Below are 23,939 nucleotides of genomic sequence, written 5' to 3' on the forward strand. Positions count from 1 at the left end.
CAGGCAACTATGCGAGCTCGTGGATCGTTACGCCCGGCACGACAGCCTTGGCGATCTCGCAAAGATGCTGGTGATGCGTCAGATAAATCACCTGACCCGCACTGGCCATCTCGCCAAACAACCTGAAAACCTCCTCGGACCGGAAATGGTCGAAGGTCTCCATGATGTCGTCGGCAATGAATGGCACAGAGGGTCGAAACTGGGCAAACTCGTAATAACCGGCAAGCCTCAGGGCCAGGTAGAGCTGAAAACGCGCCCCCTTTGAGAGCGCGTCGGCGACCTTGGACTGCCCGTCGCGCTGCAATGCGATGAGGACTTCCCCGCCTTTCACAGGTTGGGTGGCAAGCCCCGAATACTGACCGCGCGTGATGAGTGCGAAAGCGTCAGATGCCCGCTTCATCATCCCGGAGCGATGGCGCTCGCGGTACACGCGCAGAGCGTTCCCGGCGGCCATGACGCCCAGTTTCAGCTCGATGTAGCGGACCGCCTTTTCTTCGATTTCCAGAAGAACGGTGCGGCGCTCGGCATCTATGCGCGCAACCGCGCTGTCGCCGCCGATTGCGTCCAGCTTGTCGGCCGCCCGGGTCTGGCGAATAAGCTGCTGTTGTATCGCTTCATCGAGATCCCGAAGCCGCTGCTCACTTTCAGCCTTCTCGACCAGGAGGCTATCGACCTCGACAGAATCCAGCATGGAACGCGCCTGGTCGAAGCCTTCCACCGTGAGCTCAGCCGACAACTGCTCCTCAAGCTCGGCAACGGCAGCGCGCAGACGATCCCTTTCCCGTAGCAACTCGTCGCGTTCCACGACTTCCGACAAGGTGGTGACGCCGAAGGCGGCCAAGACCTCACTTTTGCGTCGCTCATGCGCCGCTGTCTCGAGACTGAGATTGTCACGAGCGTCCTGCAGGCGCTGCAGGTCATTGATGAGGTTTGCCTTCAGCTCTCTGGCGCGATCGGCGCGCTCCAGACGCTCAGCAAGCCGGATGGCCAACTGCTCCGGTTCGTCGCCGTTCGCCGGCTCACCCGCTTCAGCCGCGGCAGCGGTGACCTCGACAATGAAATTGTCTCTGTCTCCCTCCATTTTCTCGATGCGGAGCTGCATGGCATCCCGCTCCTGAATGCTTTTCGACAGCTCAGCCAATTGATCGAGCACGTTGCCGACGCCGGGCGCCGAAATGCCGCTTTCAAGCCAGGTGCCGGCAAGCGCTTCCGTAATCCCGGCCAACCATTCCTCCTCGCGCCTTTCCGCCACGTCTAAAGCCCGCCGTCTGGCGGCCAGGTCCTCCTCTTTCGCGCTCACGGTCTTAAGCGCCTCGGCACGTTCCGCATCGACTTTGAGCTGCCTGTCGAGGAACAGTTCCGCGACGGCCATGGCCGTCTCCACGCTGTCGCCGGGTTCAGAGCCTATGCCGACGCTCGCCAGCGCCCGGATCAACTCCAGCTGGACCTGCTCTCCCTCGTCGGCCGCACGGCGGGCCTTCTTGCGTGCCAACTCGATGTCCTCCCAGGCCGCGAGCGCATCACTGCGGGCAGAGGCACGATCCTCGATCGTTTCGATCAGACGCTCGGGCGAGAATTCCAGGCACTCTGCCAGCAGCTCGCTGGCTACCGCGCGAAGTTCGGAGAGTAGAGCCTGATCGTCCAACTCGATCTGCGCAAGCTGGTCGCGGATACGTGTAATGGTGGCTGTTGTTTCAGCGAGGCTGCGGAGCGTTGTCCGGATCTCGGCGAGCTCCCGCGCGTTGGCCAGCCGAACCGCTCCAACACTGTCGTCACGCGCGAGGACGACCGCGAAATCGTCCGCCGTTTCGCCGCTAAGCTCACCCCGATGCCTGGCCCAGGCCTCATCCCGGGCGCGGCGAATGGCAGAGGCCCCTTCATCGTCGGTTATATCGACCGAGGCTCGAAGCGCATCCAGGCGACCCGAGAGCACGTCGTGACTCTCCTGGTGTTCGGCCAGACGTTCGCAAAGGACAGCCCTGCCCTTTCCCAACTCTGCTGTCCGGGTTTTCCACGCGCCAACCTGCCCAGCACTCGGGACCGGCAGCCTGGTCAACGCCCGGGCATCTCCGGACCAGGGATGCAGGCGAGGGATTGCCGCCTGCCATCGAACCGTGCCCGCGTCCTCCGCCTCGCGCGCCATCCTGACGTCTTTCAGGTGCCCGCTGGCTCGCGCTTTCGACAAAGCTGAGGCCAGCCTTGCCCTGGCAGGTTCGGGTACAGCCCTCTCTTGCCCAACCCGCTCGCGTGCCGCCTGCAGTGCTTCGAGCGCGGCCGCGGCTTCGTTGCGGGCAACGCGCACGCTGGTGGCGATTCCCGATCGCTCCTCGAGCATGGCGCGAACAGCGCCAACGGTGGCAGCAGGCAAAAGCAGGGCAGCGGGATTTGCCTCGGACGACCTTCCAAGGGCGGCAAGGCAAGTCGCCACGGCTTTGTCGAGTATCTGCAGCTCGGTCCTGCGACTTGGCAGGTCCAGCCCTGCGGAGACATACCGCACTTTGCGGTCCGCGAGCCCCCGAACCCGCTCGGAGATTGCCAGGATCGCCTCGTCCACATCGACTGAGGCGATTCTCGTTGTCACGCGCTCGGCATCGTCGATGTTCCCGGACAGCCGCGTTCTCAGGCTGGCGTCGTCATCGATCAGTTCGGCGACGCTACCTGTCCAGGTTCGCAGCGGTGAGGCGATGTCAGGCATCTCGGCAAGCTGGGCTGCCTTGCGCCGGATCTCGGCGAGGATCGGGATCGCGCGAAGATACGTGGCAATCGTGTCAAGCCGAGCCGACAACGATGCCCGTTCGGCAATACTGCGGCCATATTTTTCCGCCGCGTCGAGACGTTCGGCCTCAAGGCTCTCAAAAGTCGAGGCCAAGGTGTCGATCGCGTCCCTGCGTAACTTGAGTTCCGCAAGCCGCTTCTTGAGCAGCGCAAGTTCGGTTCCGTGCGCCTGCTTGCGATAGAGCCCGTCCGCTTCGGCCTCCAGTGCGCTCAGCGTATCGCTCGCATGCCCAAGACCGGCGCTGGCCGTGAACAGGAGCTTGCCCAGGTCGCCGCGCGACTCGAGGATTGATTTTCCGCCTGCTTCCAGCGTCTCGTCGTCCAGCGAGAACATGGTCTCGTATGCATCACGCGACAGACCTGCCAGATGCGCCGTTATCGCCACCTCGCTCACCGGTTGGGCGCTTGCGTTCAGCAACGAGTTGGTGCGCTGCTTCGTGCGCGTGAATGTGTGCTCAGTGCCGGCGAGTTCGAGCACCCCGCCGATACACATCGCGCTGTACTCGTGCAGGAAATTGTAGCGGCTTCGTTCCTCGATGCCGAACAGCAGGTCCAGGTAACCGGAAAAGGCGGTCGACTTGCCGGCCTCGTTCAGCCCGAACACAATATGGAAGTCGGGACCGGCCTGCGGCCTTGGGCCGAAGTCGATCGTCCCGTCGGTGAACTTTCCATAACGAATGAGATCAAGGCGCCGGAGCCTCATTGCGCTCCACCTGCCTTGAGGCGGGCCGTGACCAGGTCGGCACCACTGGCAAGCACCCTGTCGAGGAACAGTTCCAGTCCAGCTTCGTCCCGTCCGGCGAAGTCGCGCCCGTCCGGCGGCAAATCGGCAATCATCTTCTGGACAAGCGCCCTCGCCTCGGCGCGGAAGGCCTCCGACTTGGCATCGGCATGCATGGATTGCGCGAGTTCGAAAATCGGATCAGCGATGCCGTCGGGTGTTTCTGCGCTCTGTGGAGCGAGGTCAAGCTCAAGCTTTTCGACCCATGTGTCGCCCGTCTGTTCCGCCGCCTGCTCGGCTTCGGCGAGCAGCAGGTCCCTGTCGCGGATCAGCGCCCAGGACAAGGGCGTCGCCCCCGTCAGCCCAAGACGGACCACAGCGTGGCGGGATCTCACAGACGCCCGGATGTCTTCGAGCGCGGATCGGACGCGGCCCACGACCTCTGGCCATTCCACCGTGCCGGTCAGGTCGACGCTCGCCCGTTGGAACTGCGCGACACTGGTCAGCTTTTCCTCGATCTCGACGGACCGGTCATCTCGTATCGTGACCAGAGTGACGGATTTCTCTCCGGCCTCGTTGATGTCCCTGCCCTGCGGCATTCCCGGCATCACCACCGTTTTCGCTCCAGGATGGACTTGACGCGCGTGGATGTGCCCAAGTGCCCAATAATCAAAACCATGGCCGTGCAAATCAGCAAGGCTGCAGGGGGCGTAGACGTCATGGCCGGGTGATCCAGCAAGGCTGGTATGCATGATGCCCACATTGACCGCCCCTTTCCGGGCGGCCGGATACTTGGGCAGCAGGCTTTCCGGCGCCTTTGGGTTCGCGAAGCTCAGTCCATGGAACATGACGTCCAGCCCGCCGGCTGTTAGCAGCAGGGACTGGGGACGGCCGCCGAAGATCGTCACAGTGTCGGGAAAGACGAGCTGTTTCGATATCCGCGACAGGGCGTCGTGATTGCCGCGGATCTTGAAAACCCTGATGCCGGCCTGGTGGAGGCGTGTCATTTGCGAGGCAAGGAACCGGGCCGTTTTCATCGAAGTCTGATCGCCATCATAGAGATCGCCGGCAATGACGAGCGCATCGACGCGCTCGGCAAGGCAGAGATCTACTATCGAGACAAACGCCTGGCGACTGGCGTCGCCGACGAGTTTGGCAAGTTCAGGGTTTCGCAGCGCCAGCGAACGCAGCGGCGAGTCGAGATGAATGTCGGCCGTGTGTACGAATCGAAATGCCATTCGGGTCTCCGCCCACAGAGCATAGAGGGGTTCGGCCGCGGCTCGATGCAAAAATTCCAGGATACGCGCTGTTGGCTGTCCAGAAAGTGCGCAATCACTTACGCTTCTTTTTCGCCTCTATCTGCATCGCGTCTACTCTCGCGATCACTTTTTCCAGATCGTCTGGTTCGGGCATACCACCACCAAACTCGTCGGACGTGGAGTGAGCATCAATGAGCCGAGAGATGTCTTCCTGCAACAGGCATATCTCGTCAACGACCTCGTTCGTCCAGGCGATATCCTTCAAGTTGCCGATTTTGACCTGTTCGTCCCATCGCTTGACGGTGCCCTTGAAAACATCGCGGATGATGATTTCTTCGAGAGTCTGCCGTAGCGCCGATGCGCCGGCACGCACATTGTCTACCCTTGTCTGCCCTATGGCTTGTCTCGCCTTGGCGAGGGATTCCTTTGCGCGCTGTGGTGTCTTATATGCATCGGAGCCTGCCGGGCAGTCATCAAGTTTGACATGCCCTGGCGCATTGTCGCTGCCCCGGTCCACCCAATGGGTGGAGAGTTCAATATTGTTCTCCTTTGCCACATCCATAAGCTTGCTCAGAAACACCAGGTCGTGGGTAAAGACGATAACTTGCCTGACTTTTGCTTCGCGCGCGAGACGTTCCGCGATCTTTCGCTTGCGCCGGTGATCAAGTGATGTGACGGGATCATCAAGGACGATCCCTGCCGAAGATGGGTTCAAATTTACTTCTGTCAGAAAGTCGGCAAGGGCTACTGCCCGCTGCTCGCCTTCGCTCAAAATCTCGTTCGGTTTGTGACCGCCCTGCATTTGCAGGCCGCGCATTGTCTTGCCAGCACTACCTCTGGCTTTAAACTCGATGGGCAGAACGGCATCTAGGTCGCTACACTCTTGCTTGAGCCGGTCCTTGTAATTTCCCTCTATCAGCGTCTGGAAAAGGTCTTTTTGCTTTTCGGTGACAAAGCGTGTGGTCAGCGACCTTTTGGTTGTCGCTGCCTTATCGATCCATTTCTGACTGTCTACATAGGCGCACACATCCTCGATGTTCTGCGACAGAACCTGCCGATGGCGCAGTAGGATATGCTCTGCCTGCCGGGCTGACAGCGCCGCTTCGACAGAATTTTCATTTAGGTGATTGATCTCGTTATCCAGCGTCTGCCGGCAGGCGTCGATAGCGGCGCCCGGGGCTGCGATATTACCTTCCAGCAAGGACTCACTACGGCGCTCAAGGTAGGCGACAATCTGGTCACGGCGAGTGGCAAGTTGCGCTGCGAATTCATCGATGGTGCGAACAAGCGCGGGTACGACCTTCACGAGATCGGCGCGCATCCGCCCCTCTGCAGGCAGGAGCAAAAGGTCCAATTTCTTCAAGCGTTCGACCGTCGCGTCGAGTGCGGCGTTAGCTTTCTCGGCCGCTACACGCGCTTCGTCGTCAAAGAAGCTCCAGAAACGTTTTATGAGTGACGCGGACGGCTCGTCCAAGGGCCTATGGCAGAGCAGGCAAGGGTCACCAGTTTGCGGATAGGATTCCTTCTCTTCCCTTCCCAACTGCCGTGCCGATTTTGCGAAGGTCTCCCATGTGTTGCTGCCGGTCTTTTTGAGATCAGCGCTGCCCACACCACCCAGAGATGCCGCCATCGCGGCGGCGATCTTTAATTTCAATGCATTGACCTGCTCTGCGTAAGCCTTACGGGCGTCATCGCCCAACTCGTGCGGCAGTCCCGCCGCCCTCTTCTTCAGGTCATCGATATCTTTCTTCGCATCCTCGCGCTGCTTGATGAGGTCGGCAGGCGATTTAGATTTCAGCTCAGCAATCTGGGTGTCGATCTCAGCAAGGCGCTGTGCCTCCGTCTCACCGTAAACAGCGAGCTTGCGCAGCGCCGCTGCATCGGTGTTCTTCGACAGATTACTGATGTCGGTCTTGATCGCGCTCTCGCCGATGAAGATATTGACGAACTTGTTTTCGGACCGGCGCTTAGCGATATCGTCATCAAGACGCCTAGAAATGGCCTCTATGACGCGGACCACTTCATCGAAAACGTCGAACCCTGCGGGCTGAAAACCCAATGGGGTTTCCTGGGCAAGGTGGACGGTGGCTATAGCTGAGTCGAAAACGCTGACCCGGCGCAGGACCGGATGCTCTGTCCCGTGCGTGGCCGAAAGAGTCTCATCCTGCCCCTGTCCGCGCCTGATCATGATATCGGCGCTGGCCGGAACCACTTCGGCCTTAGTATCGTAGACGTTGGGGTGAAATCTTCTGGCGTGACCGGCTGAAACAGGCGGCGGACAATATTCTGGCAAATCCGCTTTTGCCTGCGCCGTTGTGCCCGTAGATGATGGTCAAGCCGTTGCCGAAGTGCAACTCGGCGGTACCGGGGATTGCGTTTATGCTGACAGGGTTTTTGATCCCGGCGATGATAAGGGGACTCGAGTCTGTGCTGTCGGGCCGACCGGTAATGGAATCGGGAATAGCGGGAAGCGGCGCTGTGTCAGTGCTGAGCAACACACCTCTCAGATAGATCTTGTAGGCTTCGCCAATCCGCTCATCTGAAAGCTTGCCGTCCCGCACTGCATAGGAGACCATGAATTTTTGCCAACCGGGAAGTGATTTTCCCCAACGGTCGAGCGCCTCCCAAATACTGACCGTCTTAGCGAGCGGGCGCGAAATGGCAGCCTCCTGCATCGGGCCCAATCCTTTTCATTAGCGCAAACAGGCGAGGCAGATGCCGGTTCGCAGAAATTGCCACATAAAAATAGAGCATAATTCAATGACGCTTCTGGAGAGATCCGAGGGCATAGCTGAATAAATTCCGCTATTGGTCGGCTAATCTCCCACCGCCCTGCGGTAAGCGCGTTCGAAGCGCTCCTGAGTCACGCTTCGAAATCGGCCCAGTTCAAAGTGCTGCGCCATGCGACGGACGGTTTCATCACGATCTCCGCCATCCTTGGCGAAGCGCAGCGCAAGCGAGGCGAGTTCGCATACCAGCGGATTCAGTCCAGCCTGCTCAAGGCAGGCCGCGTACATAAGTGCGATGTCGAGGCAAGTTCCGGTTCGTCGTTCCAGAAGATCACTCGGGCTCCTTACCTTTTGGCCAGATCTCTCGAAACTGGAAGGAGGGAGAACATAAGTGAGCCCATGCCTCGCGATAGCGGACCAAATCGCGCTTGCAAGTTCCCAGCTTCGCTCTTTCGTGCCGGCTTTGTATCCGTCTATAGCCGCATCTTTGCCTGACGCACTCAGTTTCGACGCTGCATCATGCAACACGACGTCAATCGCGGGATCGTTTGGACGCACAAACGCAGCCAGCAATTCGGGCGCTGCACCTGTTCCGCCCCAATGTGATGGTGGATGGAGGTGAATATCGGATTGCTGTCTGGCGAGACCTTCCTTGCCTTCCCAGACAGAAAGCACAAGCGACCCGAGCAACCCCTCTCGTAATTGACGCAAGAAACCAGCATCGAGTTTCAGATCAACAGACGATATTCGACGAGGAGAATTGTTGCCTATTCCATCGATGCGGATGACAAGTGGAGCAGCGAATGCGGGCTCACTTTCAATCCGCAATTCAATTTCGGAAACATCTCTGCCAAGGTCGTTTCGAAGCTCGATCTCGTTGACGAGCGCTATTTCGTTCTGATGGAACGCGACGCTTAGATGGTTTGCGATCGACGCCGAAACCGAAAAAACTGAATCCATACACATTAGCCCCCAACCCGAAACACTATTGGGTCCAGGAAGCGATGTCGATAGACTGACGTCGTGCCTAGAAATTTCTCCTGTGTACGAGCTCAGCGGCGCAGGCTAATCTTCCAGATCCCAAGGCCTTACCTACTGACGTCGCGATATGTCAATGAGACGGAAAACGGCGAAAGCTAGTCGCCGTTTGCCACGATCCCTGTTGGCACGCTTTCCAAATCACATAGTCGACTGCGGAGACGCTGTCCTCAATTGCCTCGAACATCTTGTCCAGTCTCTCCAGGCTGATCCCGTCCACCCTGAACTCCCATGATCCCGCGCAGCTCGGCCGCCCCGCCGGCGACCGTTCCACAAAGCGCCTCCCTTCCCAGCTCAAACCAGGTTCGCGACCATAGCAGCTTGCGTGCACCACCGGAAATTTACCAATGTCCCTGCTATGTATGGCTGCATCATTATTTCGGAGGACCGGCCGGGAATGACTGACGACATGATCGAACAATTCATCGACGAATGGCGCCACACCGGAGGGTCCGAGCTCGCCAATACACAGAGCTTCATAAATGGCTTGTGTGCTTTCCTGGAGTGTCACCGCCGAATGGAAGCCGGGCCGACGATGTGCAGAACGACTATGTGTTCGAGCGGCGAGTCTTCCAGGACAACGGCGACGGAACGACCAGCTTCGGGCGGATCGACTGCTACAAGCGAGGCTGTTTCGTCCTAGAGGCTAAGCAAGGTTCCGAGGGCGACCGCGCGGCCGCAGAACGCAACGAGCTGGATCTGGATCTCTTCGGGCAAACCGCTGCCGTGCGCGTAAAGCGCGGAACAGCTAGGCGAGGCACCCCCGGCTGGGTCAAGGCCATGACACAAGCGAAGGGCCAGGCCGAACGTTACGCGAAAGCTCTGCCCGTCGATCATGGCTGGCCCCCGTTCCTGCTGGTCTGCGACGTCGGCTATTGCATCGAGGTCTACGCAGACTTCACCTGCACCGGGAAGGCTTACACGCAGTTTCCGAACCGCAGTAGCTACCGCGTCATGCTGGACGACCTTCGCGACCCGGCCGTTCGCAAGCGGCTGGCGGCGATGTGGACTGCGCCGCTCAGCCTGGATCCGTCCAAGGAAGCCCTTAAGGTCACGCGTCAGATCGGCGATCTGCTTGCGACGCTGGCGCGCCGCCTGGAAGACCGCGGCCATGAGGCGTCGAAGACGTCCGCATTCCTCATGCGGCTGCTGTTCACGATGTTCGCTGAGGATACGAACCTAATCCCGAAGGACTCCTTCAAAGGCCTATTGAAGCGCCAAAGGGGGAGGCCGGAGCTGCTGCAGGACCAACTCGCTGAACTTTGGTCGAAGATGGATACCAGCGGCTTCGTTGGAGCGCTGGGCGCCGCCGGTGAGCGAGTGCGCCAGTTCAACGGCTATCTGTTCAAAGACCACGAAGCCCTGCCGCTAGACGCGGAAGAGCTGGAGGTGCTCATCAGAGCTGCGGAGGCGAAGTGGACCCAAGTCGAGCCCGCAATCTTTGGAACGCTGCTGGAGCGGGCGCTGAATCCTAAGGAGCGGGCGAAGCTCGGCGCGCACTTCACGCCGCCCGCTTCCGTAGAGCGCCTGGTCGTCCCTACTATTATGGACCCACTTCGGAACGAATGGGCCGGCGTCAAGACGGCGGTCGTCGGCCTGCTCGACCAGGACCGGCGGAGCGAAGCGGCTAAGATCGTGCAGGGGTTCCACCGAAAGCTTGCGAAGACACTCGTGCTGGATCCCGCATGTGGGACCGGCAACTTCCTGTACGTAGCAATGGCGAAAATGAAGGAGCTCGAAGCTGAGGTAATCGAGATGGCCGTGGCGCTTGGCGGGTACCAAGACGTCCTGGAAATCACCGGCCGGACGATCACGCCTGAGAATTTCCTCGGCATCGAGGTGAACCCACGAGCTGCAGCCATCGCCCAGCTGGTCCTATGGATTGGTTACCTGCAATGGCATTTCCGCACTGCCGGGGCCGAAAAGATGCCTCCCGAGCCGATCCTGCGCGACGTTCAGACGATCGAGACGAGAGACGCGGTGATCGATTGGGACAGCAAGGCCCTGGCAACGGACGAGCAAGGCGCGCCGATCACGGTTTGGCACGGCGTCACTGTCAAGCCCCACGGCACAACCGGCGAATTCGTCCCTGACGAAATGGGGCGTGTCGAAACCTACCACTATGTTCGACCTCGGGCGACGAAATGGCCTCGAGCGGACTTCATCGTGGGCAACCCACCGTTCATCGGTAACAAGAAGATGCGAAAACGACTCGGTACTGGCTACACGAGGGCGGTCCGTTCTGCCTATCCGGCGCTGTCCCAGGAAATTGACTTCGTCATGTACTGGTGGGATCACGCCGCCGAGCTGGTGGCGTCGGGGCGTGTGCGTCGGGCGGGGCTGATCACCACCAAGACCATCGCTCAGGCGAGCAACCGGCCGGTTCTGCGTGGCCGGATAAATGATCGCAAGCATCCGGTGCACTTGGTTTTCGCAATCCCGAACCATCCGTGGCACGACACCGAAACGACGGCGGCCGTGCGGATCGCAATGACCGTGATCGCAAAGGGAGCAGCCGAGGGCACGCTGGCTTGCGTGCAAAACGAGCGCCGCGTCCGCCGCGAGTCGGTGTTCGACCTAATGGAGTCGCGCGGCGCGATCCAAATCGATCTCTCGATCGGCGCGGCGGTCGCGGCCGCAGCTCCGCTCGCGAGCAACGCCAAGCTCTCTTGGATGGGCATGAAGATGTCCGGAGATGGCTTTAGGATCGACGCCTCGACTCGTGCCCGCTTTGAAAGCGAGAGTTTCCCGACCGAACGCATGCCTCGCATCGTCGCTGGGTCAGACATCACAGACCCACCCAGTTGCTTCTTTGCGATCGATTGTTTTGGGCTACCGCAAGCTCAACTACGCGACCGCTATCCCGGCGTGTACCAACACCTGTTTGACCGCGTGAAGCCGGAGCGCGATCACAACGATCGCCCCGCCTATCGGGAAAAGTGGTGGCTGTTCGCGGAGCCGCGCCCGCACCTGAGGAGGTCAATTGCCGGCCTCAGCCGGTTCATCGTCACGTCCGAGACCTCCAAGCATCGGATTTTCCGGTTCCTGCAGGCGCACGGGGCCATCATCGACGGCTCGGTGATCGCGATCGCGTCTGACGACGCTTTCGTCCTCGGCGTGTTATCGTCTCGGGTTCACCGCACTTGGGCCGAGCGCGCTGGTGGACGTCAGGGCGCCGGCAACGATCCGCGTTACCAGAACGAGGTCTGTTTCGAGCCTTTCCCATTCCCGATCGTTGAGGATGACGGACTCAAGGCTCGGATCAGCGGGGCGGCAGAAACAATGGATCGACTGCACCGCGGCCTTCTGGCCGACCACCCGGACCTGACGCTCACGGACGCACACAACGTGATTCACACGCTGCGGACAGGAGGTGCGCTGAACCCCAAGGAACGAGGGGTGTACGAGCGCGCGCACCTGAGGGTGCTCCAGCATTACATCGACGAAATCGATCAAGCCGTCTGCGACGCGTACGGATTGGCACCCAACGCGAGCGACGAAGCCATCCTCGAGTTCTTGGTCGCCCTCAATTCCGATCGCGCGCTCGAGGAGGCGAAGGGCGCCGTTCGCTACATCCGGCCGGAGTTCCAGGTGAGCGCGGCCACGATCGAGCGACCGCGCCGGCTGGAGCTGGAAACCTGGGACGCCGCTGGGGTGCGGGCGGCGCTGCAGTGGCCCGATACGTTGCCTGAGCAGGTCGTCTCGATCGGGAGCGTGCTCTCGGATGCGGGCAAGCCGCTCACCGCCGCCGATGTGGCGCGAGCCTTCGTAGGTAAACGGGCATCGACAGTTCTGCCGGTCCTGGACGCACTCGCGGCCATAGGCCAAGCGCGTCGACTGAATGACGGCCGATACGCAGCTTAGCTTAGTCGCTGTCTCGGAGGCCATCTTGCACGGGAGCCAAGGCCCTCCAGCTGCCGGCGGGCGGCATCTCATGGGACGCCTTCACGCGGGCGGATACTCATCGATATGCACCGGCGTGTCGATCGTTCGACCAGGGACAAAATAGCCGAGTTCCTGTCGCAACTGCTCGGCTTTGGAGACCGCCTCAGCGGACCAGGCGTGAGTGTCCATCAGTAGGAAATCCTCCGAGGACCCCTCTACTCCTCGCGCATCTAGCGCCATCCCGACGATGTAGCGTTTGTCCGGCTTTACAGCCTTGGCCGCAATACAGCGGCTACGCAGGGCGAACCCTCGATCCTCGCGGTAGGCAGTGTATTCCGCCCTCGGCGCGCCTTTTCCGATATAGAGGACGTAGTTCACGTCCGGCTGACCTGACTCCAGAAGCGTGCCGATCGCGTGCCGGCGCGCGCGATCCGCCCGATCCAAGATATGGCTGGAAAGAACACGACGGAAGAACCTGGTTTCACCAGCCATGATGCGCACAATGCGCTCGTAGTCCGACATTGCCAGATCATTCCCGAATTCCAATGTTTCGGCTAGGTAGTGGCCGGTAAGGTGTTCGATCAGCCGATCCCAGAACACACTGATCCCGTTTTCGGCGCGGCCCCGGAGAAAAGCCTCGTCGGCTTCTACCTTAGGCCAGAGTTTGGGGTCGAGCCGAAAGGGTCCGTCCGAGGGCGGGAAGCTCCGATTGTTCCAAAGGTAATAAGCCATAATGTCCAGTTCGGATTCGGCAAACTGAAACCGACCCTCGTCGAAAAGTTCGATCTTGGCATAGTGGACGAAGTCCGCCGCAGTCGTTAACTCGCGGAGCACTATCTTGAGACTCTCCTCGTCAAAAACGTGCACCCAGCCTTTCGCTTCCGCAATGCGGCCAACAGTGAAAGGCTGGGTGTCATTCTGAACGGTGGTTGAGATGGTCAGGCCGCGTCGTCCGGTCTCCGCCTGTCCGCGTTCTGCGGAGCCGAGTGCCACGCAGATCCGATGGATGCGCATATCCTCCGCGGCAGGAATTGTGATCGGAATTGGGGTTGTGCAGGCGCTGTCGAGGAAGACTCTATTCGGGTGCTCACGCAACCAGCGCTCAGCGCCGCTGACCTGCTTGGCGGAGGCGGCTATGGACTTGCGATACCAACGCGGCCAGTCGACTGCCAGGTCGCCGCTATCAGAGAGCTCACAGGACTTGTCGGAAAAGATTAGCACATCGTTGCCGAATACCACGACGAGGTCTGCCAGCTCTTTGGCAGGCTTATGATAAAGGTTTGGATAGGTCCAAAGTTTCAGAAATGAATTGTCGCAGAGATCCGCGAGGATCCTCTCGGACGGCGTCAGACCTTCGGAGCGCTTAAACCTCATGCAGTCTCTCTCTGCATTAAGATGGGAGGCCGGACCAGCGAATGTACGGGCCGTTCGGCATGATGCTCTCTAATTGCATATTGGGCCCTCTTCAAGGTGCACACACACACGCGCGCCCTTGCGGTGCCTCTAAATCCGGCTAGCAGCCGATCAAGGCAGAAGTCTCTATCCCGTATCATTGAAGCCCGATCTTCAGGTCGCGCAGCACCGCGGCAAGCCCTGCCTCTTTGAGCAGTGGGTTGTGTGCAGTTGCGCGAAGCTTCGGAATCGCCCGATCGTAGATCGCCAGATTTGTCTCACCGTTCAGCCGCGATGGGTAAATGATCCCATCTGGCTGCGCCGGGTGCTCGTGAATCGCGAGCGACCATCGGCGCGCCAAGCTCTGCTTCGAACCGCGCGCGACATCGCTGGGAATGCCCATTCGCAAGGGGCCGTCGCCCCGCAGGTCGACGAGCGTCAACGCCGCGGCCACCTCAACCAACGCATAGCTGCGCACGGTGAAGTCCCGTTCGTCGAGGAGCAAATCGCCGACACGACCATCGCCCTGATCACGCAGCACCGCCTCGACAAAGCAGACCTTCAAGTTGCTGCCAAGATATAGGACGCCGAAGCGATTGGCCGTCATACGGCGGCGAGGATCGCTGAATCGGCTCGGGCTCTTGCCGAATCCTAGCGGATTCTTGAAGCGCGTGAAAAAGACGCGTCCAAACTGCGCACCGGCATCGACTGTCGCGCTATCCAGCGCGACAGTCGCGAACTCTGATGGAGGATCTAGCCCGGGCACTCAGGCGAAGGTACCGTCGGCAATGCTGTCGGCAACGGCTAGCGCCTCATCCGTTTTGCCGCGCCGCAACGCCTCACGACCAGTCATACCGTCGAGCTCTGGATGGGACTGGACGAGAAAACGATACACCGACCAGGGGCCGCCGCCGAGCCGCTCAAAGAGATGCGGAAGGGCCGCAAACGGCTTTCCGTCCTCGCCGACTTGCCAGGCTGGAAAGCGAAAGCCGCGCTTGGCACCATCGAGACCCAGCACCTGGTGGTTTTGCCGTTTGGTGTTGACCGTCATTCGACTGGTGCCTAGCAACATGGCGAACTTATCCGCGCTCAGCATGTCCTCTCGAGCGAGGATCGTTGCGGCGTGCACCTTACCGCGCGCACGTGCCTCATCGAGCGCTGCCGCCAAATCGTCGGCGTTATCTGCTACCGGCTCTTCTATCGGAATGACGGTAGTGTCGCCCGTTGGGTCAACCTTGACGCGGAAAATCACCGCTCGACCCGCCGCTTGGCTTTCGGCCATCGCCTTGCCATATCCGGCCAGTAGTGCCTTCACCTTGGCCGGCTTTGCCGAAATCACCTCGACAATGTTGCGCGGCGCACGGAAAGTGACGCCGGCCACGCCCTTAGGCAACGCCGCGCCTGCATTCGTCATGATCGCGGTCGTGAGCATCGCCTGCGAAGAATGTCCTGTCGACCGCTTGGGGCCGCGCCGGCTCGGTTTGGTCTTGACGTTAGCCATGTCGCACCTCTTGCTCCCCAATATGGCGTCTTCCGTCAATCTCGTCAAGTTTGTAAATCTCGTATAATCACGCTTCCGTCAATCTGAGGCCTACGTGCTTTGACAACACACGAAGGACGATCAACTCGGCTCTACTAACAGAACACTTGACGAACATCCAACACAACGATATTGTTGGGTTATGCTTCCTGATGCCGATTCATCGACCGGCTACCTTCCTTCTGGGGTTCACGACGCCCCGTGGAATGAGGTCGCGCCGCGGTTCAGCGCCAACGGCCACCGGACCCGTCTCGTCCGAGGTCTGTTGGCGGCGCTGCAGAATCTTGCGGGCGCGGGCTGCCGATCGGTGCTCCTCGACGGAAGCTTTGTTTCTCAAAAGGCGCTGCCGGAGGACTATGACGGAGCTTGGAACACTCAAGGGGTCGACCCCTATCGCCTCGACCCCGTATTGCTCGATTTCACGAACGGCCGGGCGGCCATGAAATCCAAATACCTGGGCGAGCTATTTCCGGCGAACTTATTCGCCGCCCCGGGCGTGCTCTACCGCGACTTCTTCATGAAGGATCGCAACGGGGTGCCCAAGGGCGTCGTTAACATCGATCTGGGGAGTCTGCCATGATTAGCAACGAACGGCAGTACAAGATCACGCGGAGCGAAGCCGATCGCTTTCGCAAGGCTATCGGCGAGCTCGCCAATGGTCCTGCGCGCGACGATGTGCATCCTCGCCTTCTGCAGGCGGAGCGTGAAGCGATGGAAAGCCAGCTTGCCGACTTGCAGGCGGAAATCGCCGAGTATGATCGCCTCAAGTCCGCCGACCTCTCGATGATCTCTATCAACTCGTTCGACGAACTGGCCGATGGGCTTATCCAGGCGCGTATCGCGGGTAGGCTCAGCCAAAAGGACCTCGCCGAGCGCCTCGGTCTCAAGGAACAGCAGGTCCAGCGCTACGAAGCCGAGCGCTACGCTTCTGCCAGCTATCAGCGCTTGCGCGAAATCGCCAACGCGCTCGGTGTGCGCATCAAGAACGATATCCTTCTGCCTGTAGCGCCGGATGGTTTTGCAGGGCTTGTCAGTAAGCTGCGTCAGGTCGGGCTCGACCGCGAGTTTCTATTGACGCGGTTGCTGCCGTCAGCCGATGCCGCGCGCGCCAGCGGCGAGGTCGGAAGCGAGGACGACGACTATGCCTTGACTGCCAAGGCTGGCGCGGTCCTCGAGCGGGTATTCGGTTGGACGCGAGACAATGTCTTCGGAGCGCAGGCTCTCGTCGCTCCGCGCTTCGCCGCGGCTGAAGCACGTTTCAAGATGCCTGCCAATCGCGCCCAGGCTGCGACCAGCCTCTATGCGGCCTACGCGAACTATCTCGTCGTCGTCGCACTCAAAGGCGCCCGATCGCTTCCTAAGACGGAAATCCCGACCGACGCGGCGGCCATGCATCGGTATATCCTTAGGAGCCATAACACTGTCGATCTCAAGAGCGCGCTCCATACCGCCTGGGACTTGGGCGTCGTCGTCCTACCGTTGCGCGACCGCGGCACCTTTCATGGCGCATGCTGGCGTTACGAAGGCCGCAATGCAGTGGTACTAAAACAGACCTCGCACCACGAGGCGCGGTGGTTGTTCGATCTTCTGCACGAGCTCTTCCATGCCAGCCAGCGACCCGAGGCAGAGACGTTGGAGCTGATTGAGGCCGACGAGACTTCTTCCGATCGACGTAACTCCGACGAGGAGATCGCCGCCAGCCAATTTGCCGGAGAAGTCGTTCTGGACGGAAAGGCCGAAACCCTGGCTCAGGCCTGCGTTCAAGCCGCTCGCAATTCCGTCGAGCGACTCAAGAGCGTCGTTCCAGTGATCGCGGCAAAGAACTCGGTCGGCGTGGGCGCGCTCGCGAACTACCTCGCATTCCGTCTGTCGTGGCAGGGTGTAAACTGGTGGGGGGCAGCCGCAAACTTGCAAGCCGACGACGGCGATCCGTGGACGATCGCACGCGACGTCTTCGTCGAACGCTTTCCGTACGACATCGACAACGAGCTCGATCGACAACTGCTCGATCGGGCGCTTCATTGAGGTTTTCCCATGGTTGAGTTCCAGAAACCCCCGCCGCTCAACATCAAGTGCACGTCGACCGACTGCGACAACGACCTTCATTGTTTCAAGCAGCTGAAGAGGATGACGCCCGACCAGCGCGGCAAATGCCGAGCCTGCGGAGTGGACCTGGTCGATTGGAAGCGGCTGCATCGCCGCGACAAGGGTGATGCAGCGCACACTTTCGTTGCGCTCCAGCACGAACTGATCCGTCACCACTTCTTCCATCGCCCAGTCGACGACGTCGCGATGCGCCATGCCCAGCGCAAAGGCCGCGACGCGCTAAAGGAAGCGGCGAGAGACCGTCTTGGCAAGTATCTCGCCGTAGCAGAGCCGCCCCGTGACGGTTACCAGACGCCGCTTGAGGGCAATGCTATTTACTATGCGCAGCACGCAACGGCCACATGCTGCCGGACTTGCCTCGAATATTGGCACGATATCCCGAAGGGCCGCCACCTGACGCCGGAGGAGTTCGACTATTGCGTGACCCTCGTCGACCTCTTCCTTGACGAGAAATTGCCCGATCTGGCCGACGAACCCGTCCAGGTGCCTCACCGCCGTCGTGGCCTGCCACCCGAGCCTGAGGGACCGCACTCGTGAGGAGCGTGGCGAAACCTATCGACACCGAGCGTTTCGCCGAGCAATTACGCGCGCGCGCGATCGACGTCGCGGGTGGCCGCGTCCTGATCTCACGCCTGGCAGGGTCGGGCCAGGAGATCGATCTGACGCTGCCGGCGAACTGCAATGGCTATGGGCGCGTCCGCCACTTTCGACTCGCGACCGACGAAGGCTGGCCGACCAATCCGCTTCCAATCGCGCCTGCATGCCGAGCGCTAGGCATTACCCCGGTTCCCGACCTGATGACGGCGCTTGTCTTTCAGAACGCCGCCTGCGCCTGGCGTTGCTGGTACTGCTTCGTCCCGGAGGAGCTGCTCAAGGCCGATCTTAACCGCTCGGAATGGTTCACCGCTGCCGAACTCGTTGATCTTTACCGCCAGATCCCCGACGCGCCGCGGATAATCGATCTCTCCGGAGGTTCACCGGACCTCGTGCCGGAATGGACACCCTGGATGATGAGGGCCCTCATCGACGCCGGTCTCGCCCAGACGACTTATCTCTGGACTGACGACAACCTCAGCACAACTTACCTGTTCGACGAGCTCGCGCCTGCCGATCTCGCCCTAATTCGCAACTATCGGAACTACGGCCGCGTCGGTTGCGTCAAAGGTTTCGACGCTCGATCCTTCGCCTTCAACACCCGCGCTGCACCACAGGACTACGAGCGCCAGTTCGACATTCTGCGGCGCGTGTTGGCGTTAGGGCTGGATGTCTACGGGTACGTCACGCTGACCTCGCCGCACGACGACGGCGTCGCACAGGGTGTCGCCGACCTGATGGACCGGCTACAGGCGATCGATCCCAATTTTCCGCTTCGTGTCATCCCACTGCGCATTCAGATCTTCACTCCGGTCGAGCAAAGGCTGGCGGGCGACGAGGCACGGGAGAAGAGCCTTGTAGTTCAGGAAGAGGCGATTGCCGCTTGGACGGGCGAGCTTGAGCGACGGTTTTCACCGCATTTGCGCACGTTGCAGATCTGCGATGTACCGCTCCGCACGAGGATCGCATGATCCGGTCGCGCCGCTCGCTTTCGCAGACTGCCTTTGCCGCCAGAGTCGACGCACTGACTCGCTCCGCGATCTCGGACGGCGCGACCAACTTCGCGGCGCTTCTGCATAGTCTGCCCGCGGTTTATCCGACCGAGCTGCTCGCGTCGCTGGATCGGCAGGCGGCAAGCGGCATGATCGCCTCGGCATTGGCCACGTCGATCCGTCACCAAGCCGCCGCGAGTGGCTCGGGCGTCATCGAAGGCCGGTCTTTTCTGCCCCTGCCGCACCCGCTCGATTTCGAGTGGCGGTTCACACCCGACGCGGCGCGCTCGCTGCTCAATCGCGCCGCCGAAATGACGCCGGCCGGCGCCGACATTCTGCTGTTCGGAACTCCGGGGCTCGCAGTCGAGGCATTGACCTTACCGATCGGTCGCCGCCTCTCCTTTCTGGCTGAGGACAATAGCGTCACCGATCGAGTCTTGGAGCTCAATCGCGCCACCGGATCGCCGCTCTCTATCGCATTCTGCAGCGGCGGCCTGCCCCGTGAGAGCGCTGACGCCGTTCTTCTCGATCCGCCCTGGTATCTCGACTTTGTGCGGCCAATGCTCGCCGCCGCTGCGCATGCCTGCCGTCCAGGCGGCGTGGTGCTGATCAGCCTCCCACCCGACGGCACGCGCCCAAGCGCCGAAGCCGACAGGCAAGCGGCTGTCGGCTTCGGTCGGAGGCTTGGGCTCGACTCGATCGAGCATTGCGCTTTGGCCATCGGCTATGAAACGCCATTCTTCGAGCGCAACGCCCTTGCCGCTGCCGGAATCTTTCCGCCGCCGCACTGGCGGCGCGGCGACCTCTTGGAGTTCAGGAAGACACGGGCACCCACCCGGCCTCCCCTCGCCGCTTCAGCGCAACGTCGCGGCTGGACCGAGGTCGGCATCGGCCGCATGCGCCTCTTCGTACGCGCTAGTGGCGAAACGCGGCCCGGCGAGGCTGGCCTCACCTCGTTGATCGATGGCGACGTGCTGCCGACGGTGAGCCGGCGCGACCCGCGCCGTCGCCTAGCGCAAGTCTGGACATCTGGCAACCGGATTTTCCGAACCAATAATCCACAGCTTGTTCTTGAGGCAGCGATTTCCTGTGCTGGCGAGACGATGGGCTCTGGCGTCCAGCCACACCTTTGGGGCACTATGCAAGAACGCGAGCAGCTTGAGCGACTCGCTGACGAGTTGCGAGCCTTGGCGGCTCTCGAAGCACAAGAAGAACGCGGTCCGCCGAAGGCGGCGCTTGAAGGGGGCGTGACTTGGAGGTCCAGTTCGACGCATTGCTGGAGCAAGTCGACAGCCACCATTTCTGGCTGACTTACTTATCGGACGCGACGCAGCCTACGAGCCGCGTCGGGATCCATCTCGCCATCTTCTCTGAACCGTTCCTGTCGATGGTGCTGTCGGGTGAAAAGACGATCGAATCGCGATTCAGCCGAAATCGCTGCGCGCCATATGGCGAGATTGGCGATGGCGACATCATTCTTGTGAAGGAGGTCTCCGGGCCGATCTGCGGCATCGCACTCGCACGACGCACGTGGTGCTATGACCTCGAAGCCGAACCGCTTGACCGCATCCGCGACCGATTTGGTGCAGGCATTGGTGCCGATGACGAATTCTGGGCTTCCCGAGCTGGTGCACTCTACGCCACGTTGATCGAGCTCGATACCCCTGCATCGATCGCGCCCGTAAACTGCGACAAGCGCGACCGTCGCGGCTGGGTTTCATTGCGGCCTCGACAGATGAGTTTCGACTTCTAATGAGCCTGCTGCTCTGTTTCTCCGGTCAAATCGGCAGCGGCAAGTCGTCGGTCAGCACGGCCGTTGGCGAGGCACTCGGTTGGCGACGTACAGGTTTTGGCGACTACTTGCGCAGTGAGATCACGCGTCTCGGTGGAGATCCGGACAGCCGCGATGCGTTACAGGATCTGGGCCAGAAGCGCGTTGATGAAGACCCGCAAGCATTCTGCCGCGACGTCCTAACCGCTGGTGGCTTTAAGCCGGGCGAAAACTTCGTGATCGACGGTGTGCGGCATGTGAGCATTTTTGACGTTCTTGTCGCGGTGGGCAAGCCGACCCAGGCGCGCCTCCTGTTCCTTGGAGCTGTCGAGACCACGCGCATCGCGCGCGTTCAGACGCGGGGCGACGCACAAGATTTCGCTCGTGCATCCACCCATCGCGTAGAGGCGGAATTGGGAGATACGCTTCCACAACGAGCCCACGGCGTTGTCGATGCCGATCAGCCTTTGGACCGTGTAGTCTCAGACTGCCTCAAGCTGATCAAACGCTGGTAAGAGAGCCCGCTCAGTCCCAGCGCGGATGTCTAGCCAAGACCGCCGCTGCCACTGCTGGAGCTAAGGTGAGTGTGCTGGGAGGAATACAGTCGCATTGATCTTCGCGCTATAAAACTCCCCACGCGCGAAACCTTCCCCTGCCCGTCATCTCGCGCAGCCCAAGCTCACCGACCAAATTCAGCGCCCCCTGTTTTGTCACTCTTAGCCCCTTCTGAACCATGCCAGTCGAGACAAGTGGCCGCGACAGCACCAGCTCGATCAGGTCGGAAAGTTTTGAACTGACGCGCCGCTCCCGCAGCCGCCGTTCCATCTGGCTTTTCGCCATCACCAGCCGGTCATGCTCTTTCAACCCGGCAAGCGCTGCCTCGTGGATGGCATCGACAAAAGCCAACAACCGATCCGGGCGATTGCGCGCCCGCCGCCGCTCGCGTGGAATGTTCTTGGCGCCGAGCTGCAGGCTGACGAGGTGGTTGGCGGCAAGACCCTCCTGCCGCAGCAGCGCGGCGACGAACAGCGGCCCGAGCCACGTGGCATGCTGCAGCACCTCGATGTCCGACCAGGCTTCGAGTAGGACCGCAGCGCGCAGGACGACCGGCAGATCGCGGGTCCTGGCCATCACATCCCGCCATTCGGCCAGCCGTTCTTCTTCATTCCAGTCGAGATCGTAGATCAGGCCGTTTTGGTCACGTCGTGACGTTTCATCCTTTCGACCAGGCACGTCGGCGCCGCTCAGAATCTTTGACGAGCGTGCCAGGACAGCATCGATCTCGGCAAATTCTTCGGCCAGAAGATCGTCGTCAGCGTCATCCCGACCGTCAGCCTCAATGGGGCTGGCCCCCTCCCCTTCCCGACTTTTTGGTCCCGCCGCAGGCGTAGCGCCGCCCCGACCGGTCAGGGCCAAAAAACCGTCGCGACTGAGCGCCCAGTCCGGCTTCTGCACAAAAATGCGCCGACGGGTACGCAGCACCGCGTGCGCACGGGTGAGTTCGTGGGTCGGCGTGCGGATGTCCATGTGGGCGTCGTGCAGGACAAGATCCTCGAGGTGGACGAGCTCGCCCTCGAGCCAGAGCGCGGCGGCCGCATCGGCAAAATGCTGGCGCTCGACAAAGCCGTCGCGGACCGGCGAGCGGGCCAGCCGCTCGTCAAGGCGGGCCAAAACCTCGGTTGTCGTTTTCACTTCCCGATTTCAATCGAGGAAAAGTCAGGTGTTGTTTAGGTTTGGACGCTACGATAGCCCCGATTTTTCGCTAACAATTTCACTGATCGTCCCATTTTGCCGAACCGATTGCACAGCCTGAAGCCGACGCCTGCTGCGTCAAATTCCGAAGAAGCGTGGTCGAGGGCGCCGCGTCGCGCGCGAGCTCGACAGGATTCTGGACGGTTCGGGGCCCCGACGGGCGGCAATCGCGCGGGCGGCGGCCGAACTGCGCCTCTCGACCCGACAGATCTACAACCTGCTGGCACGGTACCGTGTCGATCGGACCGTAACGTCGCTCTTGCCCGGTGGGGATAGGACCCGGAAGAAGCGGCTTCAGCAGGACATCGAGGCGATCATTGCGGCAACGCTGCGAGAGCATTGGCTCGTGCTGGAGGCTCCGCCGCTCGCTCCCGTCGTGGCTGAGATCCGCGCCCGCTGCGAGGAGGCAGGTCTGGCTCGTCCGTCCTACCTCACGGTCGCCCGCCGGATAGGGCACTTAGCTAGGCCTCGATACCCTGCTAACTGTCGTCTACGCGCCGAGTCAGATTCCTGGTGGGGGTATCAAAATGAAAGACCGTAACTCGGCAATCCTGCATCGGCTCAGTTCCATTGCAAAGAAACAGGCACTGAGCACCACGACAAGGCGTTGGACCACAGGTGGGTTGCTCATCGGGTTCGTGGCTGTGTTTTTCATCCCGGCCATGGGTTTGGCAGTAGCTGGCACTGCGGTCGCAATTTGGGGCTGGGTGGCTGGAGGCGTCGTGGCTATTGGAGGCTTGATCGGGAACGCCTTGGGAGCGAATAGACAGAATCGAACGCTTCATAAGGAAAAGGCCAAATAGGTCTACGGCGCAACGTCCGGCAAGGTGCTTGGCCGGTCACTTTACGGTCCATCACAATGTTACAAACTGGCGCTTAAGCACGTAATCCAGAGTTCACCCCTCTCTCGCAGCACATCGAGGCTCTGGTGCATTATGTTGCGAACTTTCCGCGAGAGCACCGAGCCCTGGACCCTCTGGAAGATCCAACCTGCCTGAGACGTCTTGCTCGTGGCACGGCGCCGTCTCGCATCGTTTCTTCTGCGGTTGGGCTTTTTTGTCGAACTTCAGTTCCTCGGCGGCGATAGCGCTATAACGTCAAGCAGAAGGAGTATTCTGCCATGACGATGATCACCTGCGGGCTTATACACGCCTTGCCGTTCGAAGCCCGCCGCGGCTGTAACCGAAGGGAAGCCGCATCCTATGTAGGTGTCAGTCCGCCCCATTTTGACAAGCTCGTCCGCAACGGCATCTTTCCAGATTCGCTCGAACTTCTCGGTCGGAAGATTTGGGATGTCCAGACGCTAGATGTTTGATCCCGGACTTTAATGGCGCATCATTGCCGTCCGAATCAAAGGATGCGCTATGGGACAGGTTCTACACCGC

18 protein-coding genes and 1 pseudogene are annotated in these 23,939 nt (G+C 60.7%); 10 read left to right on the forward strand and 9 right to left on the reverse strand.

Annotation, left to right across the window (positions count from 1 at the left end; all coding sequences use genetic code 11):
• Positions 1 to 7: 7 nt before the first annotated feature.
• The 5 genes from AC0L3O_RS33195 to AC0L3O_RS33215 all read right to left on the reverse strand — a co-directional run bounded on the left by AC0L3O_RS33195 (position 8) and on the right by AC0L3O_RS33215 (position 8,444).
• Complete coding sequence (locus AC0L3O_RS33195; RefSeq protein WP_473617811.1) at positions 8 to 3,478, reverse strand: ATP-binding protein; 3,471 nt, start codon at positions 3,476 to 3,478, stop codon at positions 8 to 10.
• Positions 3,475 to 4,734 (reverse strand): metallophosphoesterase family protein, encoded by a 1,260-nt coding sequence (locus AC0L3O_RS33200; RefSeq protein ID WP_473617813.1) that lies wholly within the window; start codon positions 4,732 to 4,734, stop codon positions 3,475 to 3,477. The genes AC0L3O_RS33195 and AC0L3O_RS33200 overlap by 4 nt, the downstream gene beginning before the upstream one ends.
• 94 nt (positions 4,735 to 4,828) lie before the next feature.
• Entirely contained in the window at positions 4,829 to 6,814 is a 1,986-nt protein-coding gene (locus tag AC0L3O_RS33205; RefSeq protein ID WP_473617814.1) for an AAA family ATPase, read from the reverse strand.
• A 160-nt stretch (positions 6,815 to 6,974) separates the two neighbouring features.
• A complete protein-coding gene (locus AC0L3O_RS33210) occupies positions 6,975 to 7,430 on the reverse strand; it encodes an AAA family ATPase (RefSeq protein WP_473617815.1) in 456 nt (151 codons plus the stop codon).
• 141 nt (positions 7,431 to 7,571) lie between these two features.
• Positions 7,572 to 8,444 (reverse strand): transglutaminase-like domain-containing protein, encoded by an 873-nt coding sequence (locus AC0L3O_RS33215; RefSeq protein ID WP_473617816.1) that lies wholly within the window; start codon positions 8,442 to 8,444, stop codon positions 7,572 to 7,574.
• A 615-nt stretch (positions 8,445 to 9,059) separates the two neighbouring features.
• On the opposite strand from AC0L3O_RS33215, the gene AC0L3O_RS33220 reads away from it, so the two are divergent.
• Entirely contained in the window at positions 9,060 to 12,386 is a 3,327-nt protein-coding gene (locus AC0L3O_RS33220; RefSeq protein ID WP_473617818.1) for a class I SAM-dependent DNA methyltransferase, read from the forward strand.
• Positions 12,387 to 12,467: 81 nt separating this feature from the next.
• Here the strand turns inward: AC0L3O_RS33220 and AC0L3O_RS33225 are convergent, their stop codons facing one another.
• From AC0L3O_RS33225 to AC0L3O_RS33235, 3 genes are all read right to left on the reverse strand, one after another.
• Positions 12,468 to 13,781, reverse strand: coding sequence for a hypothetical protein (locus AC0L3O_RS33225; RefSeq protein WP_473617819.1), 1,314 nt, complete (start codon positions 13,779 to 13,781; stop codon positions 12,468 to 12,470).
• 175 nt (positions 13,782 to 13,956) lie between these two features.
• Positions 13,957 to 14,565 carry an RES family NAD+ phosphorylase gene (locus AC0L3O_RS33230; RefSeq protein ID WP_473617821.1) on the reverse strand — a complete coding sequence of 203 codons (609 nt, stop codon included), beginning with the start codon at positions 14,563 to 14,565 and terminating at the stop codon, positions 13,957 to 13,959.
• Complete coding sequence (locus tag AC0L3O_RS33235; protein ID WP_473617822.1) at positions 14,566 to 15,300, reverse strand: XRE family transcriptional regulator; 735 nt, start codon at positions 15,298 to 15,300, stop codon at positions 14,566 to 14,568.
• Positions 15,301 to 15,481: 181 nt separating this feature from the next.
• On the opposite strand from AC0L3O_RS33235, the gene AC0L3O_RS33240 reads away from it, so the two are divergent.
• From AC0L3O_RS33240 to AC0L3O_RS33270, 7 genes are all read left to right on the forward strand, one after another.
• A complete protein-coding gene (locus AC0L3O_RS33240) occupies positions 15,482 to 15,919 on the forward strand; it encodes a DUF6932 family protein (RefSeq protein ID WP_473617823.1) in 438 nt (145 codons plus the stop codon).
• A 131-nt stretch (positions 15,920 to 16,050) separates the two neighbouring features.
• On the forward strand, positions 16,051 to 17,364 hold the full coding sequence (locus tag AC0L3O_RS33245; protein WP_473617825.1) for a helix-turn-helix domain-containing protein: 1,314 nt from the start codon (positions 16,051 to 16,053) through the stop codon (positions 17,362 to 17,364).
• 9 nt (positions 17,365 to 17,373) lie between these two features.
• Complete coding sequence (locus tag AC0L3O_RS33250; RefSeq protein ID WP_473617826.1) at positions 17,374 to 17,982, forward strand: DUF4186 family protein; 609 nt, start codon at positions 17,374 to 17,376, stop codon at positions 17,980 to 17,982.
• 5 nt (positions 17,983 to 17,987) lie between these two features.
• Positions 17,988 to 19,010: a radical SAM family protein gene (locus AC0L3O_RS33255; protein ID WP_473617828.1), complete on the forward strand. Its 1,023-nt coding sequence runs from the start codon at positions 17,988 to 17,990 to the stop codon at positions 19,008 to 19,010.
• Positions 19,007 to 20,341, forward strand: a complete 1,335-nt coding sequence (locus tag AC0L3O_RS33260) for a hypothetical protein (RefSeq protein ID WP_473617830.1) — start codon at positions 19,007 to 19,009, stop codon at positions 20,339 to 20,341. The genes AC0L3O_RS33255 and AC0L3O_RS33260 overlap by 4 nt, the downstream gene beginning before the upstream one ends.
• Positions 20,284 to 20,784, forward strand: a complete 501-nt coding sequence (locus AC0L3O_RS33265; protein WP_473617831.1) for an ASCH domain-containing protein — start codon at positions 20,284 to 20,286, stop codon at positions 20,782 to 20,784. The genes AC0L3O_RS33260 and AC0L3O_RS33265 overlap by 58 nt, the downstream gene beginning before the upstream one ends.
• A complete protein-coding gene (locus AC0L3O_RS33270; RefSeq protein WP_473617833.1) occupies positions 20,784 to 21,317 on the forward strand; it encodes a DEAD/DEAH box helicase family protein in 534 nt (177 codons plus the stop codon). Before AC0L3O_RS33265 ends, AC0L3O_RS33270 begins: the two co-directional genes overlap by 1 nt.
• Before the next feature lie 106 nt (positions 21,318 to 21,423).
• Here AC0L3O_RS33270 and AC0L3O_RS33275 read toward each other — a convergent pair whose 3' ends face one another.
• On the reverse strand, positions 21,424 to 22,494 hold the full coding sequence (locus AC0L3O_RS33275) for an RHE_PE00001 family protein (RefSeq protein ID WP_473617834.1): 1,071 nt from the start codon (positions 22,492 to 22,494) through the stop codon (positions 21,424 to 21,426).
• A 96-nt stretch (positions 22,495 to 22,590) separates the two neighbouring features.
• On the opposite strand from AC0L3O_RS33275, the pseudogene AC0L3O_RS33280 reads away from it, so the two are divergent.
• Together AC0L3O_RS33280 and AC0L3O_RS33285 are read left to right on the forward strand one after the other, a co-directional pair.
• Positions 22,591 to 23,044: pseudogene (locus AC0L3O_RS33280) on the forward strand (Mu transposase C-terminal domain-containing protein); the annotation flags it as partial.
• Between the two features lie 630 nt (positions 23,045 to 23,674).
• The gene (locus AC0L3O_RS33285; protein ID WP_473617836.1) at positions 23,675 to 23,869 is read left to right on the forward strand and encodes a hypothetical protein; all 195 of its coding nucleotides are present in this window, start codon (positions 23,675 to 23,677) and stop codon (positions 23,867 to 23,869) included.
• The last annotated feature ends 70 nt before the right edge of the window (positions 23,870 to 23,939 follow it).

The sequence above is a fragment of the Mesorhizobium sp. WSM4810 genome (genome assembly GCF_055811235.1).